A 15,676-nucleotide genomic window follows, 5' to 3' on the forward strand; every position below is an offset into this window, starting at 1 on the left:
CATGAGGGCGACCGGGTGAGCGCCCGCTTCCAGGAACTCGACTGGCGGCCGACGCCGATGGGCGAGCTCGTCCTGCGCCGCCGCCGGGATCCCACTGTCGGCAAGGAGATCTACGAGATCAAGCTCGACGACGACTTCCTGATGTCGAGCCTGTTCACCGTCGCCGAGGTGGAGATGGCGCGGCTCGCCCTGGCCGAGGTGGCGGAACCGGCGCCCGAGGTCGCGGTGGGCGGCCTCGGTCTCGGCTACACCGCGCAGACGGTGCTGGAGAACCCGGACGTGGCTTCGCTCGTCGTGATCGAGGCGCTCGGCGAGGTGATCGAGTGGCACGAGCGAGGGCTGATACCGGCCGGAGCCAAGCTGACCCCCGATGCACGCTGCCGCCTCGTGCACGGCGACTTCTTCGCGCTGCTCCGCTCGCCCGCGGGACTCGATCCCGCGGCCACCGGCAGGCGGTTCCACGCCATCATCGTCGACATCGACCATTCGCCGCGGCACGTGCTGCATCCCGGTCACGCGGAGTTCTACGAACCGGCGGGCCTGCGGCGGCTGGCCGGCTTCCTGCATCCCGGCGGGGTTTTCGCGCTCTGGTCGAACGACCCGCCGGACGAGGAGTTCACGGCCGCGCTCGCCCGGACGTTCACCGAGGTGCGGGCCGAGGTCGTCGGCTTCGCCAACCCGCTGCAGGAACGCGACGCGGCGAACACCGTCTACCTGGCGAAGCTGGGCGCGGGGCCGGCACCGGAATAGCCGGCCGTGGGATACGGTTGCCCTCATCAGTTGAGCGTTGAACTAGTTGAGGAGCCGTCGTGCAGTTCGGGATCTTCACCGTCGGAGACGTCACCGCGGATCCGACGACCGGGCGGGTGCCGTCCGAGGTGGAGCGGATCAAGGCGATGGTCACCATCGCGCAGAAGGCCGAGGAGGTCGGGCTCGACGTCTTCGCCACGGGGGAGCATCACAACCCGCCCTTCGTGCCCTCCTCGCCGACCACGATGCTGGGCTACGTCGCCGCCCGTACCCGGCGGCTGATCCTCTCCACCTCGACGACGCTGATCACCACCAACGACCCGGTGAAGATCGCCGAGGACTTCGCGATGCTCCAGCACCTCGCCGACGGCCGGGTGGACCTGATGCTGGGCCGGGGGAACATGGCGCCGGTGTATCCGTGGTTCGGCCAGGACATCCGCCAGGGCATCCCGCTGGCGATCGAGAACTACCACCTGCTGCACCGGTTGTGGCGCGAGGACGTGGTCGACTGGGAGGGCCGGTTCCGCACGCCGCTCCAGGGCTTCACCTCGACGCCGCGCCCGCTGGACGGCGTGCCGCCCTTCGTCTGGCACGGCTCGATCCGCAGCCCGGAGATCGCGGAGCAGGCCGCCTACTACGGCGACGGCTTCTTCGCCAACCACATCTTCTGGCCCAAGGAGCACTTCATCCGCCTGGTGAACCTCTACCGCGGCCGGTTCGAACACTACGGCCACGGCGCCGCGGACCAGGCGATCGTCGGGCTCGGCGGGCACGTGTTCATGCGTGAGCGCTCGCAGGACGCCGTCGCCGAGTTCCGGCCGTACTTCGACCACGCCCCGGTCTACGGTGGCGGACCTTCGCTGGAGGACTTCATGGCGGAGACGCCGCTGAGCGTGGGCAGCCCGCAGGAGGTGATCGACAAGACGCTGACCTTCCGCGAGAGCTTCGGTGACTACCAGCGGCAGCTCTTCCTGGTCGATCACGCCGGGCTGCCGCTGAAGACCGTGCTGGAGCAGCTCGACCTGCTCGGCGAGCGGGTAGTCCCCGTACTGCGGAAGGAACTCGACGCCAAGCGTCCGGCGCACGTGCCCGGCGCGCCGACCCACGCCGGACGGCGCGCCGCGCTGTCGGCGCCGGGAGGGGAGCAGCCATGACCGACTACGGGCGCGACATCCAGTTCGGCGTCTTCCCGACACCGAGAGCGGACTCGGTGGAGCGGATCCTGGAGATCGCCGAGGCGGCGGACCGCGGGGGGCTCGACCTGATCGGCATCCAGGACCATCCCTACCAGCGGCGGTTCCTCGACACGTGGTCGCTGATGGCGACCGTGCTGGCACGCACCGAGCGGGTGCGCGTGTTCCCCGACGTCGCCGTGCTGCCGCTGCGGCCACCGGCGATGCTGGCCAAGGCCGCGGCGAGCATGGACGTGCTCTCCGGCGGACGCTTCGAGCTCGGGCTCGGCGCGGGCGGGTTCTGGGACGCGATCGGCGCGATGGGCGGCCCCGTGCGCTCGCCGCGGCAGGCGGCCGACGCGCTGATCGAGGCCGTGCGGGTGATCAGGCTGATGTGGTCGGACGAACGCGCCGTGCGCCACGAAGGCGAGTTCTACCCGCTTTCCGGCGTGCATCCCGGCCCGCGGCCCGCGCACCCGATCGGGCTGTGGCTCGGGGTGCGTGGCCCGCGCCTGCTCGCCGAGGTCGGCCGCAGCGCCGACGGCTGGGTGCCGTCGGCGAGCTATGTACCGCCGGATGCGCTGGCCGACAAGCACGACCGGATCGACACCGCCGCCGCCGAGGCGGGCCGGGATCCCGCCCGGATCCAGCGGATCTACAACGTCTTCGGCAAGATCACCGGCTCCGGGGCCTCCGGTTTCCTGGAGGGGCCGGTGAGCCAGTGGGTCGACCAGCTGACCGGGTTCGCCGTCGAGCACGGGATGGACACCTTCGTCTTCGGCACCGACGGGGACGACGTCGGCCAGGTCCGGACCTTCGCCGAGGAGGTGGCGCCCGCCGTGCGCGCCGCCGTCGCCGAACACCGGGGGCGGAGTGCCTGACGCCAGGCACAATGGCCGCATGCGCTTCAGGGAGGCCCGCCCCGGCGACTGGGCCGTCATCTGGCCGCTGGTGCGCCAGGTGGCCGCCACCGGGGAGACCTACACGCTGCCCCGGAACCTCGGCGAGGACGACGCACGTGCGATCTGGATGGTCGATCCGCCGGGCCGGACGGTCGTCGCGGTCGAGGAGGACGGCACCGTGATCGCCTCGGCGAAGCTGGGGCACAACCAGCGGGGACCGGGCGCGCATGTCGCCAACGCGAGCTTCATGGTCGCACCAGGACACGCCGGGCGCGGCGTGGGCCGCGCGCTCGGCGAGCACGTCCTCGACCTCGCGCGCGCCGACGGCTACCTGGCGATGCAGTTCAACGCCGTGGTGGAGACCAACACCCGCGCCGTCGCCCTGTGGCGCTCACTCGGTTTCGAGATCATCGCGACGGTGCCCGAGGGGTTCGAGCATCCCGTGCACGGATACGTCGGGTTGCACATCATGTACCGGACCCTGTGAGTGTTTCTGCCCGCTACACCGGGTCCCCGCGGACGACCAGCCGCTCGCCCGACACGCGCGCGGTCACGTGTACCGGGTCGGTGCCGACGGGCCGGACGCGGAGCAGCTCGGCGGCGACCGGGGCGGCGAGCTCCGTGCGCAGGCAGCGGCGGAGGGCTCTCGCGCCGTAGACGGGGTCGAAGCCGTGCCGCGCGAGCAGCCGGACCGCGGCGTCCTCGACGTCCAGCAGGACGCCGCGCCGGTGCAGGCGGCGGCGCAGCAGCTCGACCTCGAGCCCGGTGATCTCCACGGCCGTGGCCGAGCCGATCTCGGTGAACTCGACGACCTCGTCGATCCGGTTGCGGAACTCCGGGTCGAAGAACCGGGTCAGGGCGCGGGAGATCACCTCGTGCTCGCCACCGGGGTGGAGCCTGCGCCACCACGCCGCCCGGCGCCGGGCCAGCTCCGCCGAGCCAAGGTTGGACGTCAGGAAGACGAAGCTGTTGCGGAAGGAGATGATCTGCTGGCCGCTGGCCAGCCGCAGCACGCCGGTGTCCAGCACGTGCAGCAGGGCGCGCAGCACGGTCGGGTGCGCCTTCTCGACCTCGTCGAACAGCACGATGCCCGGCGTGTACGGATCTCCCTCCACAGTGGATCGGTCGAAGACGCTGAACGCCTCCTTGCTCCCGGCGTAGCCCGGCGGCGCGCCGGTGAACGAGGCGGCGTAGTGCTCCTGGGCGAACGCGCTCATGTCCACCCGGCACAGATCGTCCGGGCCGGACCTGAGCTCCGCGGCCAGCCGCCGCACCAGCTCCGTCTTGCCGACCCCGGTCGGACCGACCAGCAACAGGCTGGCCAGTGGCCGATCGGGGTCGTGCGTACCCGCGCGGGCCAGCACCACGGCACGCACGACCGCGTCCACCGCACGGTCCTGGCCCAGCACCCGGCCACGTAGCCGGGCCGCCACGTCCGCGGGCGCCGGGGCGGCGGCCTCCCGCCGGTGCCGGTTCTGGTCGTGATACCTGTCGGTCAGGTACGGCATCGCGTGCACTCCGCTCGGTTGCCGGCTCCCTTCACGCCTCCCGCACCTGCTCGACCGGCAGCGAGCCGACCCGGCACTCCGCCACCCCGACCGTGTCGCGGGTGATCGCATGAACGTTCTCCTGCGCCTTCTGCGCGTCGGTCACCCACAGCTTGTAGAAGTCGAACGGGCAGTCCGCCACACCGAGGTCGCCGTCACCGGCCGCGTGCACGCCCGAGTAGCCCCGGTGCAGCAGTTTGAAGAGGTGGTTCTGCGACTGGTCGTGGCTGCGCGCGTCCCGGATCGCCGACAGCGAGAGCTGTGCGTACTGGATGCCGTACTCCTCCTCGCCGGTCTCGCCGAGCGTGCGCCCGTCGAAGCCGATGATCGAGGAGTGCCCGAAGTAGGAGTACACCCCGTCGAAACCTGCGGCGTTGGCGACGGCGACGTAGCAGTTGTTGGCCCACGCCATCGCCTTGGCCATCAGCACCTGCTGGTCCTTGGCCGGGTACATGTAGCCCTGGCAGCGCACCACTAGCTCGGCGCCCTTCATGGCGCAGTCGCGCCAGATCTCGGGATAGTTGCCGTCGTCGCAGATGATCAGCGAGATCTTCATGCCCTTGGGTCCCTCGGTGACGTAGGTCGTGTCACCCGGGTACCAGCCCTCGATCGGGCACCACGGCAGGATCTTGCGGTACTTCTGCACGATGTCGCCGCGGTCGTCGATGAGCACGAGCGTGTTGTAGGGCGGCTTGTCCGGATGGCTCTCGTGCTGCTCGCCGGTGATCGAGAAGACGCCCCAGGTGCGGGCCTGCCTGCAGGCGGCCGCGAAGATGTCGGTCTCCTCCCCGGGGACGGTCGCGGCGGTGGCGAACATCTCGTCCGGGTCGTACATGATCCCCTGGGTCGAGTACTCCGGGAACACGACCAGGTCCATGCCCGGCAGGCCGCTCTTCATGCCGACGACCATCTCCGCGATCCGGTTGGCGTTGTCCAGGACCTCGGCTTTGGTGTGCAGGCGCGGCATCTTGTAGTTCATGACCGCGATGCCGACGGTGTCGGGACTGGCGGAAATATCACCGTGTCGCATTGGGGCTCTCCTTCGGTTGTGGTGACGGTTGCGTGGAGTGTTCAGGCGGGGGCGGTGGCGCGCGCGGTCGCGGAAGGGACCTCGCGCGGGCGGGAGGCGAGCAGGGCGGCCACGCCGACGAGCAGCACGGCGGCGGCCGCGGCGATCAGGCCGGTGGTGGTGTTCGACCGGTAGGCACCCGTCATGGCCAGGAACGCGGGCACGGTGCAGGTGGGCTGGCTGAGCAGGACGACCGTCCAGCCGGTGAACCGGGTCAGCCGCTGCCTGCCGAGTCCGAGGACGAGGAAGAAGAGTGTCCACAGTAGAGACCACGCGAGCCAGATCACGCCGAACACCGGGTCGCCGTCGCGCCAGAACGACAGCGCGGCGTACACGACGGCGCAGGCAGCGACGAACAGCGAGAACCAGCCGACGCCCTCCGGTTCCAGGCCCGCCAGGTTCGCCACGCCCACGTAGAGGTAGGTGAAGCCGAACAGGTAGAGCCCGGAAGCCGCCAGGATCGCGTCGGTGTCGCCGCCTGCCTGCACGATCAGCACGGTCGGTGTCAGGCACTGCAGGGCGCCGACGAAGAGGTTGAGCGCGCCCGCCGAGCGGGCGGGCACGCGGCCCAGCAGCATCAGCCCGTTGATCAGCAGGACCGCGCCGACGTAGAGCAGACCGACGTTGTTCATCGTGGCCTCCGTGGTTCCCGGGAACCGACCGAATCGCTTTCACATGGTCTATTTTCATGTGAAAGTAAGTGGGTGGAGGCCTGCGGTCAAGGGGTGCGAGGGGGCGCGGTGGCTACAGCTGGGTCACGACGTCGAACTCGTAGCCGTCGGCCACCGCGAGATGCACGCGTTGCGCGGCCTGCGGGCCGTGGAACTCCACGGTGCCGCGCGGTCCGTGGTAGGCGGTGCCGTCGACCGCGGCGTTGAGCTCACGAAGATCGGCGGTTCCGGCCCGGTGGGCGAGCTGATGAAGGGCGCGCAGGCCCTCGTAGCACGACTCCGCGGCGTTGTTCAGCGGCGGTGCGCTCGGGCCGTGCAGCCGCACGTACGAGCCGAGCAGGTCCATCGCATCCGCCGACACCAGCGAGCGGAAGTAACCGGCCGCGGCGAACAGGTTCCTCGTGCCGCCCGCGCCGCTGGCGATCAGCATGTTCTCTTCCATCAGCGGGCTGAACCGTACGAGCCGCTCGTGCAGGCCGCGAGCGGCGAAGCACCGGTTGAACTCGACCGCGTCCTGCCCGACCAGCAGCATCAGCACGCCGTCGCACGGCGTCCGCTGTACCAGGTCGACCACGTGGCCCATGTCCGCCGTACCCAGGCTGACGAAGGCCTCGCCGCTGATCCGCAGGTCGAACTCGTGCGCGTACCGGCGGACGGCCGCCGTCGATCCGCGCGGCCAGACGTAGTCGTCGCCGACGACGAACCAACGCCGGGCACCCACGTTGTCCCGCAGCCAGCGCAGCGCCGGTGCGATCTGGCAGCGCGGCGTCTCACCCGAACAGAACACCCCTGGCCTGCGCTCGCCGCCTTCGTAGAGCGAGGTGTAGACGTAGGGCACCCGGTCGGCCAGTACCGGGGCGATCGCGTGGCGCACCGACGAGATGTGCCAGCCGCTGACCGCGTCCACCGCGCCGCGATCGACGAGGTCACGGAGCTCGGCGGCGACCTGGGCAGGTGGCGCGCCACCGTCCACGAGCTCGACGGCGACCTCGCGGCCGAGGATCCCGCCGCCCTCGTTGAGCTCGCACACGGCGAGATCGGTGATCGCCTCGCAGGACGGTCCGAACAGGCCGGCGGGCCCCTGCAGGGGGATCACCATCGCGACGCGCCAGACATCGGTGCGACCGCGCTCATCGATGGCCAGGCCGGTTGCCATGAGGACTCCGAACGGACGCCGGGTCGCCTCCCCGTCGACTGAAGCAGTTCCAGATGAAAGTATTACAATCGGAACTGAACTCGCGCAAGGGTGAGGACACGTGCACATGGACGTACGCGACGCCGCCGGGATGCGGCTGAGCAGCACGCTGACACGGGCGGCGCGGACGGTGACCGCGCGTGTGGAGCAGGTACTGCGGCCCGAGGGCGTCACCTTCGACCAGTGGCTGGTCATGCACGCGCTCGCCACCCAGGGCGGCCTCACGATGTCGGAGCTGACGACGAGGACCATGGCGACCGGGCCCACGCTGACCCGCGTGGTCGACCGGCTGGTCACCGCGGCCGCCGCCTACCGCGAGATCGACCCGGAGGACCGGCGCAAGGTGCGCGTGTACCTCAGCTCGCGCGGCCGGGCCGAGCACGACCGCATCGCGCGCAAGGTGGGCGAGGTCGAGCAGGCGGTGCTCGGGCAGCTGCCCAGGCCCGGCAGCCTGATGACGGCGCTCGGCCGGCTCGCCGCCGACGACGACTGACACCGCGGGAGCCCCGGGCGGGGAGGGGATCGCACGCTCACCAGCTGACCGGGAGCCGCGCCAGCCCGCCGGTCAGCACGTCGCGGCGGATCGGCAACCGTTCCACCGGCTCGGCGAGGCGCAGCGTCGGAAAGCGCGAGGCGAGCCCGCCGAACACCGTCTGCAGCTCGATGCGGGCCAGCGGCGCCCCGATGCAGTAGCGGGGGCCGTGCCCGAACGTGAGGTGGCCGCCGGCCCGGCGGGTGATGTCGACGTCATAGGGGTCGGTGAAGACGGCGGGGTCGTGGTTGGCGGCACCGTTGTCCAGCAGCACGAGATCTCCCTTGTGGACGGTGACGTCGGCGATCTCCAGCTCCGTCCTGGCGTAGCGGGGGATACCGCCGTTCGTCTTGACCGGTGCCCGCAGTAGCTCCTCGACCGCGCCCGGCAGCAGTCCGGGATCGTCCACGAGCGCCTGCCACTGGCCGGGACCGGTCAGCAGTTGCAGGACGCCGAGTCCGATCTGGACGACGGTGGTCTCGTGGCCGGCGAACAGCAGCGCCATCGAAAGCACGGCGATCTCGTCGTCGGCGACCCCTTCGGTGGCGCACAGCCGGGAGATCACGTCGTCCCCCGGTTGCTCGCGCTTGCGGGCGACCAGGCGCCTGCCGTAGCCGAACAGCTCGGCCAGCCCGCGCTCGGAGCGGGCGCGGTCCCGGATGTCGGCGGCCTCCTGGGTCCAGGCGCGGAAGGTGTCCCGGTCCTCGTAGGGCACGCCGAGCAGTTCGCAGATCACCAGGATCGGCAGCGGAAGCGCGAGCAGGGCGTGCAGATCCGCCGGTCGCGGCTGCTCGGCCAGCTCGTCCAGGAGTCGCGTGGTGAGCGCCTCGACCCGGGGTCGCAGGGCGCGCATCCGTTTCGGGGTGAAGTGCGGCTGGAGCAGCGAGCGCATCCGGGCGTTGTCGGCCTGCTCGGTGTCGAAGGCGCCGACCGGGCCGCCGAACAGCACCGACTCACCGGTGCGCGCGGCCTGGTCCGGGGCGGGGTGGGAACGGCCGAGCCGGTCGTCGTTCAGCAGCCGTCGCACCTCGGCGTAGCCGGTGACCAGCCAGGCCCGGTGGCCGACGGCGGTGCGGGCCTCGTGGATCGTGCCTCCAGGGCGGAGTTCCCGCAGCAGCGGCGGGACCTCGAGTGGATGCCCCTGTTCGAAGGGCAGCTGGATCGGCGTGCGCATCATGGCCCCCTTCTGATTTACAGGCGGTTGTACACAGCGGTGTAAACAACCGTAGATGTACACTCTGCCGTAAACAAGGGGGTGTGATGACGGCGGAGCACCGGCCCGCCCGGCGCATGGCCCGCGCCGAGCGGCGCGCGCAGATCGTGGACGCGGCGACCCGGGCCTTCGCCCGGGGCGGGTACGCCGCCACCAACCTCGAAGACGTGGCGGTGGAGGCCGGCGTCACCAGGGTGATCCTCTACCGGCACTTCGACTCGAAGGCCGACCTGTACCGGGCTGTTCTCGATCGGGCCCGCACCCGGCTCCTCGACGCCGTCGGGGCCGACGACTTCGACGAGACCAGCATCCCGGCGCTCGTCCGCGCGGCCGCGGAGAACCCGGAGGGGTTCCGGCTGCTGTTCCGCCACGCCGCCAGGGAGCCCGAGTTCCGGGATCTGATCGACTCGTTCAACGAGGGCTCGGCCGAGGTGACCCACCGCAACCTCAGCATGGTCCTGCCGGACGGGCCGTGGACCCGGTGGGCGGCCCGGCTGCTGCCCACGATGACCCTCGAAGCGGTGATCGCCTGGCTCGATGCCGGCCAGCCTGATCCGGACCAGGCCGCGGACCGGATCGGCCGGGCCGTCCACGGCGTTATCGAGGCGGCGGGCGGCGGCGCGCAGGCAGGCTCGTGAGTGCCTACGCGAGTTAGAACTCGTCTGCGCACTCACGAGCTCTGGCTGGGTCGGTCCTGGGGTTTCCTGTGCGTGGGCTGCCGTGGCGGCGGGCAGCCGTGCGCTGGTGCACGGCCGGGGCGCCGGATTCTCAGAATTCGCCAAGAAGCTCCCAGAAACCGGCCAGTCCGGCTCGGCACGATCGCACCCATGACAGTGATCGAAGTACAGGGACTGACCAAGCGGTACGGGCCCGACACAGTGGTGGACGACCTGTCGTTCACCGTCGAACCGGGGCACGTGACCGGTTTCCTCGGCCCGAACGGCGCAGGCAAGTCCACGACGATGAAGATGATCCTGGGGCTGGCCGCTCCCACCCGTGGTTCCGTCACCATCGGCGGCCGCCGCTACCGCGACCTCCCCGTACCGCTGACCGAGGTGGGCGCGCTGCTCGACGCGGGCGCCGTACACGGCAGCCGGAAGGCGTACGACCACCTGCTCGCGCTCGCCGTGAGCAACGGCCTCCCCCGGCGCCGGGTCGGCGAGGTGCTCGCCCGGACGGGACTCGAGGGCGTGGCCGGCAAGCGGGCCGGAGGGTTCTCGCTCGGCATGCGGCAACGGCTCGGCCTCGCGGCGACGCTGCTCGGCGACCCGCAGGTGCTGATCTTCGACGAGCCGGTGAACGGGCTCGACCCCGAGGGCATCCGCTGGATCCGGGACTTCATGCGCTCGCTCGCCCGCGAGGGCAGGGCGGTGCTGGTCTCCAGCCACCTCATGAGCGAGATGGCGCAGACCGCCGACCACCTGGTCGTCATCGGCCGGGGCCGGCTCATCGCCGACACCAGCATGAGCGAGTTCCTGCGCGCCAGCAGCGAGGGCACCGTGCTCGTCCGCACGCCCGACCCGGGCCCCTTCGCGCTCCGGCTGACCGCTGGCGGGGCCACCGTGCGAGAAGGGCCCGAGTCCTCGCTCGTCGTCTCCGGCATGACGAGCGAGGAGATCGGCAAGTTCGCCACCTACCACGGCGTCACGCTCAGCGAGCTCACCCCGCAGCGGGCCTCGCTTGAGGACGCCTTCATGGAACTGACCAGGGACAGCGTCGAGTACCAGGGGACAACCGCATGAGCTCGCTCGCCACCGTGCCCGACATGTCCACCGCGTCCAACGTGACCTTCGCCAACACGCTCCGCGCGGAGTGGATCAAGCTCCGCAGCCTGCGTTCCACCTGGTACACGCTCGCCTGCCTCTTCGTGGTCGGACTCGGCATCACGCTCCTCTCCATGAGCTCCCTGGCGCAGGAGTACGAGAGCCTCACCGCCGCGGAGCGGCAGGCGTGGGATCCGACCAACCTCAGCCTGAGGACCTACATCGTCGCCCAGTTGATCATCGGTGTGCTGGGCATCTTGGTCGTCACCTCCGAGTACGCGACCGGCCTGATGCAGACGTCGCTCACCGCCACGCCCCGCAGGCACCGGCTGCTGGCGGCCAAGGTCGTCGTGGCCACCGCCGTCGCCGTGGTGGCGGGTCAGGCACTGATGTTCGCCGCCTTCCTCGCCGGACAGGCGCTGCTCGCCGTGCAGGACGTGCCGAACGCGGGGCTCGGCGATCCCGGTGTGCTCTCCGCCGTGGCGGGTGGCGGGCTCTACCTCTCGGCGATCGCGCTGCTCGCGATCGGTCTCGGCACGATCATGCGAGCCACGGCGGGAGCGCTCGCCACCCTGGTGGGGATCGTCTTCCTGCTACCCGCCGTCTCGGGCCTGTTCCCCTCGTGGCTCCAGGGTCTCTTCGACTTCTGGCCGAGCCAGGGTGCGGTCGCGGTTCTCGCGACGGTCCCGGACCCCGACTACCCGCACCCCTGGCTGAACCTGGGTGGGATGTGCCTCGGGGTCGCCGCCGTTCTGGTCGCCGCGTTCGTCGTCTTCCGCCGCCGCGACGTGTGATGCACGTGCGGGTGACGCCACGGGACGTGTACGAGGGTCTGGCCGCGGCGGCTGCCGCCCTGCTCGCCATGGCAGGCATCGCCGCGGCCGGCCTGTCCCTGCTCGACGCCGACCGGATCGGCGGGCTCGGCGCGCTCACGGCGGCCGTGGTCGCGCTGGCGGTCGGCGGTTCGGCGAAGTTCGGCGCGGTGCCGGCCGGCGGGCTCCCCGTCACCGTGCAGGGTGGCGTCCACGTGATGCCGCTGGGCGTCTCCCTGGTGGGTGCGGTGGTGCTGGGGGCGCTACTGCTGCGCCGCGGCAGGGACGGTTTGCTCGTCCGCGGCGCGGCGGCAGCGGCCACCTTTCCGGCGGGGCTTGCGATGGTGGCATGGGCGGCGCGGGGAACCGTGACGTTCCGGCTGCCGGATGGGACATCGGCGGCGGGTGGTGGGCTCGGGGTGCCCGGCTGTTCGAAGGGCGGGGTTCCCGCGGCAGGGGGCCTGCCGTTCGGCGGAGGCGGGCCTCTCGGCGCGCTCGATGCCGGATTCTCCGTGGCCGTCGGCCCGGCGTCGGCGGCGGCGGTGGGCTGGGCGCTCGCCGTCGTGGGAGTGTGCTGGCTGGCAGTGCGGTTCCGGGTCGCCGCGGCAGGGCTGCGCGCGGTGCTGTGGCTGATGGGCGGGATCACCGTCGTCGGCCTGCTCGTCGCGTGGGCATCCGGCGGCGCCGCTGCGGCCGGTGGCGTCCTGCTCGTCCTGCCGCTGGCGGTGTTCGGCGCCCTGCTGCTCGGACTCGGCGTGCCGTGGACGGTGAGCTCGGAGGGCATGCTCTCCTGCGTGCTGGACGGTGCCGGGCCGCTGTCCCCGGGCGGGCCCCTGATCTGGGTGTCCGGTGCCGCGCTGCTGGGCTGCGCCATCGTCGCCGCCAGCGCCGCCGCCAGCGCCGGTGGTCGGCCCGGCGGCCCGCTGCGCCGTGCCGCGGACCTCGCCGTGCGGCTCGCCCCGGTGGTGGGTGCCGTACTGGCCGCCATGGCGCTGCTGTCCCGGGTCTCCGCCGGGCTCGGCATCAACGCGTTCGGCTTCTCGCTCCCCGTCCTCGACGCGCAGGTGGCGGCGAACCCGCTGCTCGCTCTGGGCGCAGGACTCGCGGGCGGCGCCGTGGCGGGCCTCGCCGGAAGCCTGCTCGTCGACGGGTTCCGGAGCCGGGCTTCCGTAGCCTGGCCGACATGGAACGATCAGGACAGGCGATGACACCCCGGGGAGGTGCCGAGCGGCTGCTGGTGGTGGACGACGAGGCCACCGTCCGTGAGCTGCTCTCCGCGACGCTGCGTTTCGCCGGATTCCGGGTGACCTCGGCAGCGACCGCAACCGAGGCCGTCGCCGCGGCTGCCGCGGAGCCTCCCGATCTGGTGCTGCTCGACGTCATGTTGCCGGACATGGACGGCTTCGAGGTGGTCCGGCGGCTGCGTGAGCAGCGGCCGGAGGGCCGTAGCGGGCCGGTGCCCGTCCTCTTCCTCACCGCCCGGGACGGTCAGGCCGACAAGATCACCGGGCTCTCCCTCGGTGCTGACGACTATGTGACGAAGCCTTTCGACCTGGAGGAGCTGATCGCCCGGATCCGCGCGATCCTCCGCCGCACCACGGGCCACCAGTCGGACGTGCTGACGGTGGGCCCGCTCGCCCTCGACGCCGAGGGGCACCAGGTGACGCGGGCGGGGCAGCCCGTCCGCGTCACCCCCACCGAGTTCCGGCTGCTGCGCTACCTGATGGAGAACGCCGGGCGCGTGGTGTCCAAGGCGCAGATCCTCGACCGGGTGTGGCAGTACGACTTCGGCGGTGACGCCAGCATCGTCGACACCTACATCTCCTATCTGCGGCGCAAGGTCGACGCCGAGGAGCCCAAGCTGATCCACACCGTGCACGGCGTGGGCTACGTGCTGCGCGAGTCCCGGCGGTGAGGCGCCTGCTGAGCCGGTTCTCGCTGCGGGCCAGGCTGCTGCTGCTCACCACCGGCCTGCTGCTGGCCGGACTGAGCCTCGTCAGCGCGCTCGTCTCCGACCACCTGGAGCGCTACCAACTCGACCGCATCGACAGCCAGCTGCGCTCGTTCACCGCGCTCGTCTCCCGCGTGCCGGTCACCGGGCCGCCCGAGATCACCGACGCCGCCGCCCACCCCGAAGTCGTCGATCCCGCGCTCGACCTGATCGGCACCCCGTACGTGGTGTACCTGGACGCGGAGGGCGCGGTGGTGAGAGATGTCCATTCCTCCCGGCTGGACAGCGCGACCTTGCCGCCGCGCGACGAGCTGCGCGCGGTCCCCGCCGACGGAGCAGCCGTCGACCTGCGCGCCGCGGACGGCTCGGGACGCTGGCGGGCCGTCGCCAGGCCGACCACCGGAGGGGGCGGGACGGTGATCGCGGCCGCGCCGCTCACCGAAGCCGACGCCACCATCGCGCGGCTCCGGACAAGCAGCCTGGTCAGCGGCGCCGTGTTGCTCGTCCTGCTGACGGCGGTCGGCTGGTTCGCCCTCGGCCGGGGCCTGCGGCCGCTGCGCCGGATCGAGCACACGGCGGCCGCCATCGCCGAAGGGGACCTCACCCGGCGCGTACCCGGGCTCGCCCCGCCCAGCACCGAGATCGGGCACCTCGCGACGTCGCTCAACACCATGCTCGGCCAGCTCGAACAGGCCTTCGCCGACCGGGCCGCGTCCGAGGCCAGGATGCGCAACTTCCTCTCGGACGTCAGTCACGAGCTGCGCACCCCGCTCTTCGGCATCAAGGGCTCGACCGAGCTGTACCGGATGGGCGCGCTGCCCGAGCGGGCCGACGTCGACGAGGCGATGCACCGCATCGACCGCGAGGCCACCCGGCTCAGCGCGCTCACCGAGGACCTGCTGCTGCTCGCCCAGCTGGACGAGGCGCCCGAAGGGCAGCTCGACCGGGCCCCGATGGACTTACGCACCCTCGCGGGCGACGCCCGGCACGATCTGCGCGCGCTCGACCCGTCCCGGCCGGTCGAGCTCACCGGGCCGGGCGGCAGCGGCGCGCCCGGCCCCGCCCCGGTCCACGCCGACGAGGCCAGGCTGCGACAGGTCGTCACCAACCTCGTCGGCAACGCCGCCGCCCACACCCCACCGGGCACCCCCGTCCGCATCGGCATTGGCACGGCCGGCGGCCGCGCCGTGCTGGAGGTCGCGGACGAGGGCCCGGGGATGACGGCCGAGCAGGCGGACCGCGTCTTCGACCGGTTCTACCGGACCGATCGCTCCCGGAACCGCTCGGGCGGCGCCCACACGGGGCTCGGGCTCGCGATCGCCCGCTCCCTCGCCAGGGCACACGACGGCGACGTCGAGCTGGAGACCGCCCTCGGCGAAGGCGCCTGCTTCCGGCTGACGCTGCCGCTGTCGCAGCCCGACCGGCCCTAGGCGGTCACCGGCTCCCAGCACGCGCGGCCGAGGAACGCCAGCCAGCGGGTCTGCTCGTCGGCGTCCGGCGGTGGCGTCAGCTCGGGTCCGAAGTAGCCCGGTGCCCGGACCATGTTCGCGCGTGCCCACGCGAACGAGCCGGTGACCAGTTCGGGGGCCAGCCGTACGTCGAGACCGAGCGCGTGCCCGATGTCCCAGGTGTGCGCGAGGTGGTCGGTCACCAGCAGCGTCACCACCCCGGCCAGCGGGATGTCCCCGAGCCCGGTGATCGACACGGTCCGGCCCAGCGCCTCATCGGTGAGCGTCTCGGCGCAACGTGCGCGAGCGGCCCGCCAGGTCGCCACGGGATCGTCGCCCGTCAGCTCACCCGGATGTGGTGTTCCCGGAGCCCCGGTGGTGCCGGTGTACTCCTGACCGGTCGCCCAGTGCCGCAGCTGCTCCTGGCCCCAGATGACGTGGCCTGCCACGTCGCGCACCGTCCACTGCGCACATGCGGAGGGCTTGTCCCACCCGTCCGCGGGAACCGCCGCCAGCACGGCATCGAAACCGTCCTGTGCGTGCCGGTAGGACTCCATCGTCTCCATGATCGTTCTCCCTTCGGTTGACCGTCCTGCCGCAAGGACGAACGGCCGCCGCCGAACTCGACACGGCTCCCGGTGCGACGATGGG

General features: G+C 71.7%; 17 protein-coding genes. 11 read left to right on the plus strand and 6 right to left on the minus strand.

Translation table 11 applies throughout. The features are described 5' to 3' along the window. The first annotated feature begins 15 nt into the window (after positions 1–15). The 4 genes from JAP66_RS17665 to JAP66_RS17680 are packed head-to-tail and all read left to right on the plus strand — an operon-like array spanning position 16 to position 3,311. Positions 16–750 (plus strand): polyamine aminopropyltransferase, encoded by a 735-nt coding sequence (locus JAP66_RS17665; RefSeq protein WP_307849602.1) that lies wholly within the window; start codon positions 16–18, stop codon positions 748–750. Positions 751–809: 59 nt separating this feature from the next. Further along, complete coding sequence (locus JAP66_RS17670) at positions 810–1,904, plus strand: LLM class flavin-dependent oxidoreductase (RefSeq protein ID WP_199432853.1); 1,095 nt, start codon at positions 810–812, stop codon at positions 1,902–1,904. Next, positions 1,901–2,803: an LLM class flavin-dependent oxidoreductase gene (locus JAP66_RS17675; RefSeq protein ID WP_199432854.1), complete on the plus strand. Its 903-nt coding sequence runs from the start codon at positions 1,901–1,903 to the stop codon at positions 2,801–2,803. Before JAP66_RS17670 ends, JAP66_RS17675 begins: the two co-directional genes overlap by 4 nt. 19 nt (positions 2,804–2,822) lie before the next feature. Next, complete coding sequence (locus JAP66_RS17680) at positions 2,823–3,311, plus strand: GNAT family N-acetyltransferase (RefSeq protein ID WP_199432855.1); 489 nt, start codon at positions 2,823–2,825, stop codon at positions 3,309–3,311. Positions 3,312–3,324: 13 nt separating this feature from the next. Here the strand turns inward: JAP66_RS17680 and JAP66_RS17685 are convergent, their stop codons facing one another. The 4 genes from JAP66_RS17685 to JAP66_RS17700 all read right to left on the minus strand — a co-directional run bounded on the left by JAP66_RS17685 (position 3,325) and on the right by JAP66_RS17700 (position 7,267). Next, a complete protein-coding gene (locus JAP66_RS17685; RefSeq protein ID WP_199432856.1) occupies positions 3,325–4,332 on the minus strand; it encodes an AAA family ATPase in 1,008 nt (335 codons plus the stop codon). A gap of 31 nt (positions 4,333–4,363) precedes the next feature. Further along, on the minus strand, positions 4,364–5,401 hold the full coding sequence (locus tag JAP66_RS17690; RefSeq protein ID WP_199432857.1) for an aliphatic amidase: 1,038 nt from the start codon (positions 5,399–5,401) through the stop codon (positions 4,364–4,366). A 41-nt stretch (positions 5,402–5,442) separates the two neighbouring features. After that, on the minus strand, positions 5,443–6,072 hold the full coding sequence (locus tag JAP66_RS17695; protein ID WP_199432858.1) for an AmiS/UreI family transporter: 630 nt from the start codon (positions 6,070–6,072) through the stop codon (positions 5,443–5,445). A 112-nt stretch (positions 6,073–6,184) separates the two neighbouring features. Continuing rightward, positions 6,185–7,267 (minus strand): substrate-binding domain-containing protein, encoded by a 1,083-nt coding sequence (locus tag JAP66_RS17700; RefSeq protein WP_235999089.1) that lies wholly within the window; start codon positions 7,265–7,267, stop codon positions 6,185–6,187. A gap of 106 nt (positions 7,268–7,373) precedes the next feature. On the opposite strand from JAP66_RS17700, the gene JAP66_RS17705 reads away from it, so the two are divergent. Then, positions 7,374–7,799 carry a MarR family transcriptional regulator gene (locus JAP66_RS17705; RefSeq protein ID WP_235999090.1) on the plus strand — a complete coding sequence of 142 codons (426 nt, stop codon included), beginning with the start codon at positions 7,374–7,376 and terminating at the stop codon, positions 7,797–7,799. 37 nt (positions 7,800–7,836) lie between these two features. Here the strand turns inward: JAP66_RS17705 and JAP66_RS17710 are convergent, their stop codons facing one another. Continuing rightward, complete coding sequence (locus JAP66_RS17710) at positions 7,837–9,012, minus strand: cytochrome P450 (RefSeq protein ID WP_199432859.1); 1,176 nt, start codon at positions 9,010–9,012, stop codon at positions 7,837–7,839. 86 nt (positions 9,013–9,098) lie between these two features. Here JAP66_RS17710 and JAP66_RS17715 point away from each other — a divergent pair, with 86 nt between their 5' ends. The 6 genes from JAP66_RS17715 to JAP66_RS17740 all read left to right on the plus strand — a co-directional run bounded on the left by JAP66_RS17715 (position 9,099) and on the right by JAP66_RS17740 (position 15,007). After that, positions 9,099–9,689, plus strand: coding sequence for a TetR/AcrR family transcriptional regulator (locus tag JAP66_RS17715; RefSeq protein WP_199432860.1), 591 nt, complete (start codon positions 9,099–9,101; stop codon positions 9,687–9,689). A 189-nt stretch (positions 9,690–9,878) separates the two neighbouring features. Then, positions 9,879–10,793 (plus strand): ABC transporter ATP-binding protein, encoded by a 915-nt coding sequence (locus tag JAP66_RS17720; protein ID WP_199432861.1) that lies wholly within the window; start codon positions 9,879–9,881, stop codon positions 10,791–10,793. After that, positions 10,790–11,608: an ABC transporter permease gene (locus JAP66_RS17725; protein ID WP_235999091.1), complete on the plus strand. Its 819-nt coding sequence runs from the start codon at positions 10,790–10,792 to the stop codon at positions 11,606–11,608. The genes JAP66_RS17720 and JAP66_RS17725 overlap by 4 nt, the downstream gene beginning before the upstream one ends. A 5-nt stretch (positions 11,609–11,613) precedes the next feature. Then, entirely contained in the window at positions 11,614–12,834 is a 1,221-nt protein-coding gene (locus tag JAP66_RS17730; RefSeq protein ID WP_307849603.1) for a streptophobe family protein, read from the plus strand. After that, positions 12,810–13,541, plus strand: a complete 732-nt coding sequence (locus JAP66_RS17735) for a response regulator transcription factor (RefSeq protein WP_199432863.1) — start codon at positions 12,810–12,812, stop codon at positions 13,539–13,541. Before JAP66_RS17730 ends, JAP66_RS17735 begins: the two co-directional genes overlap by 25 nt. Continuing rightward, positions 13,538–15,007 (plus strand): sensor histidine kinase, encoded by a 1,470-nt coding sequence (locus tag JAP66_RS17740; RefSeq protein ID WP_307849604.1) that lies wholly within the window; start codon positions 13,538–13,540, stop codon positions 15,005–15,007. The genes JAP66_RS17735 and JAP66_RS17740 overlap by 4 nt, the downstream gene beginning before the upstream one ends. On the opposite strand, the gene JAP66_RS17745 is transcribed toward JAP66_RS17740, so the two are convergent. Continuing rightward, positions 15,004–15,591: a TIGR03086 family metal-binding protein gene (locus JAP66_RS17745; RefSeq protein ID WP_199432864.1), complete on the minus strand. Its 588-nt coding sequence runs from the start codon at positions 15,589–15,591 to the stop codon at positions 15,004–15,006. The genes JAP66_RS17740 and JAP66_RS17745 overlap by 4 nt on opposite strands. Between the last annotated feature and the right edge of the window lie 85 nt (positions 15,592–15,676).

Source organism: Qaidamihabitans albus (assembly GCF_016464705.1).
Taxonomy (GTDB): domain Bacteria; phylum Actinomycetota; class Actinomycetes; order Mycobacteriales; family Pseudonocardiaceae; genus Qaidamihabitans; species Qaidamihabitans albus.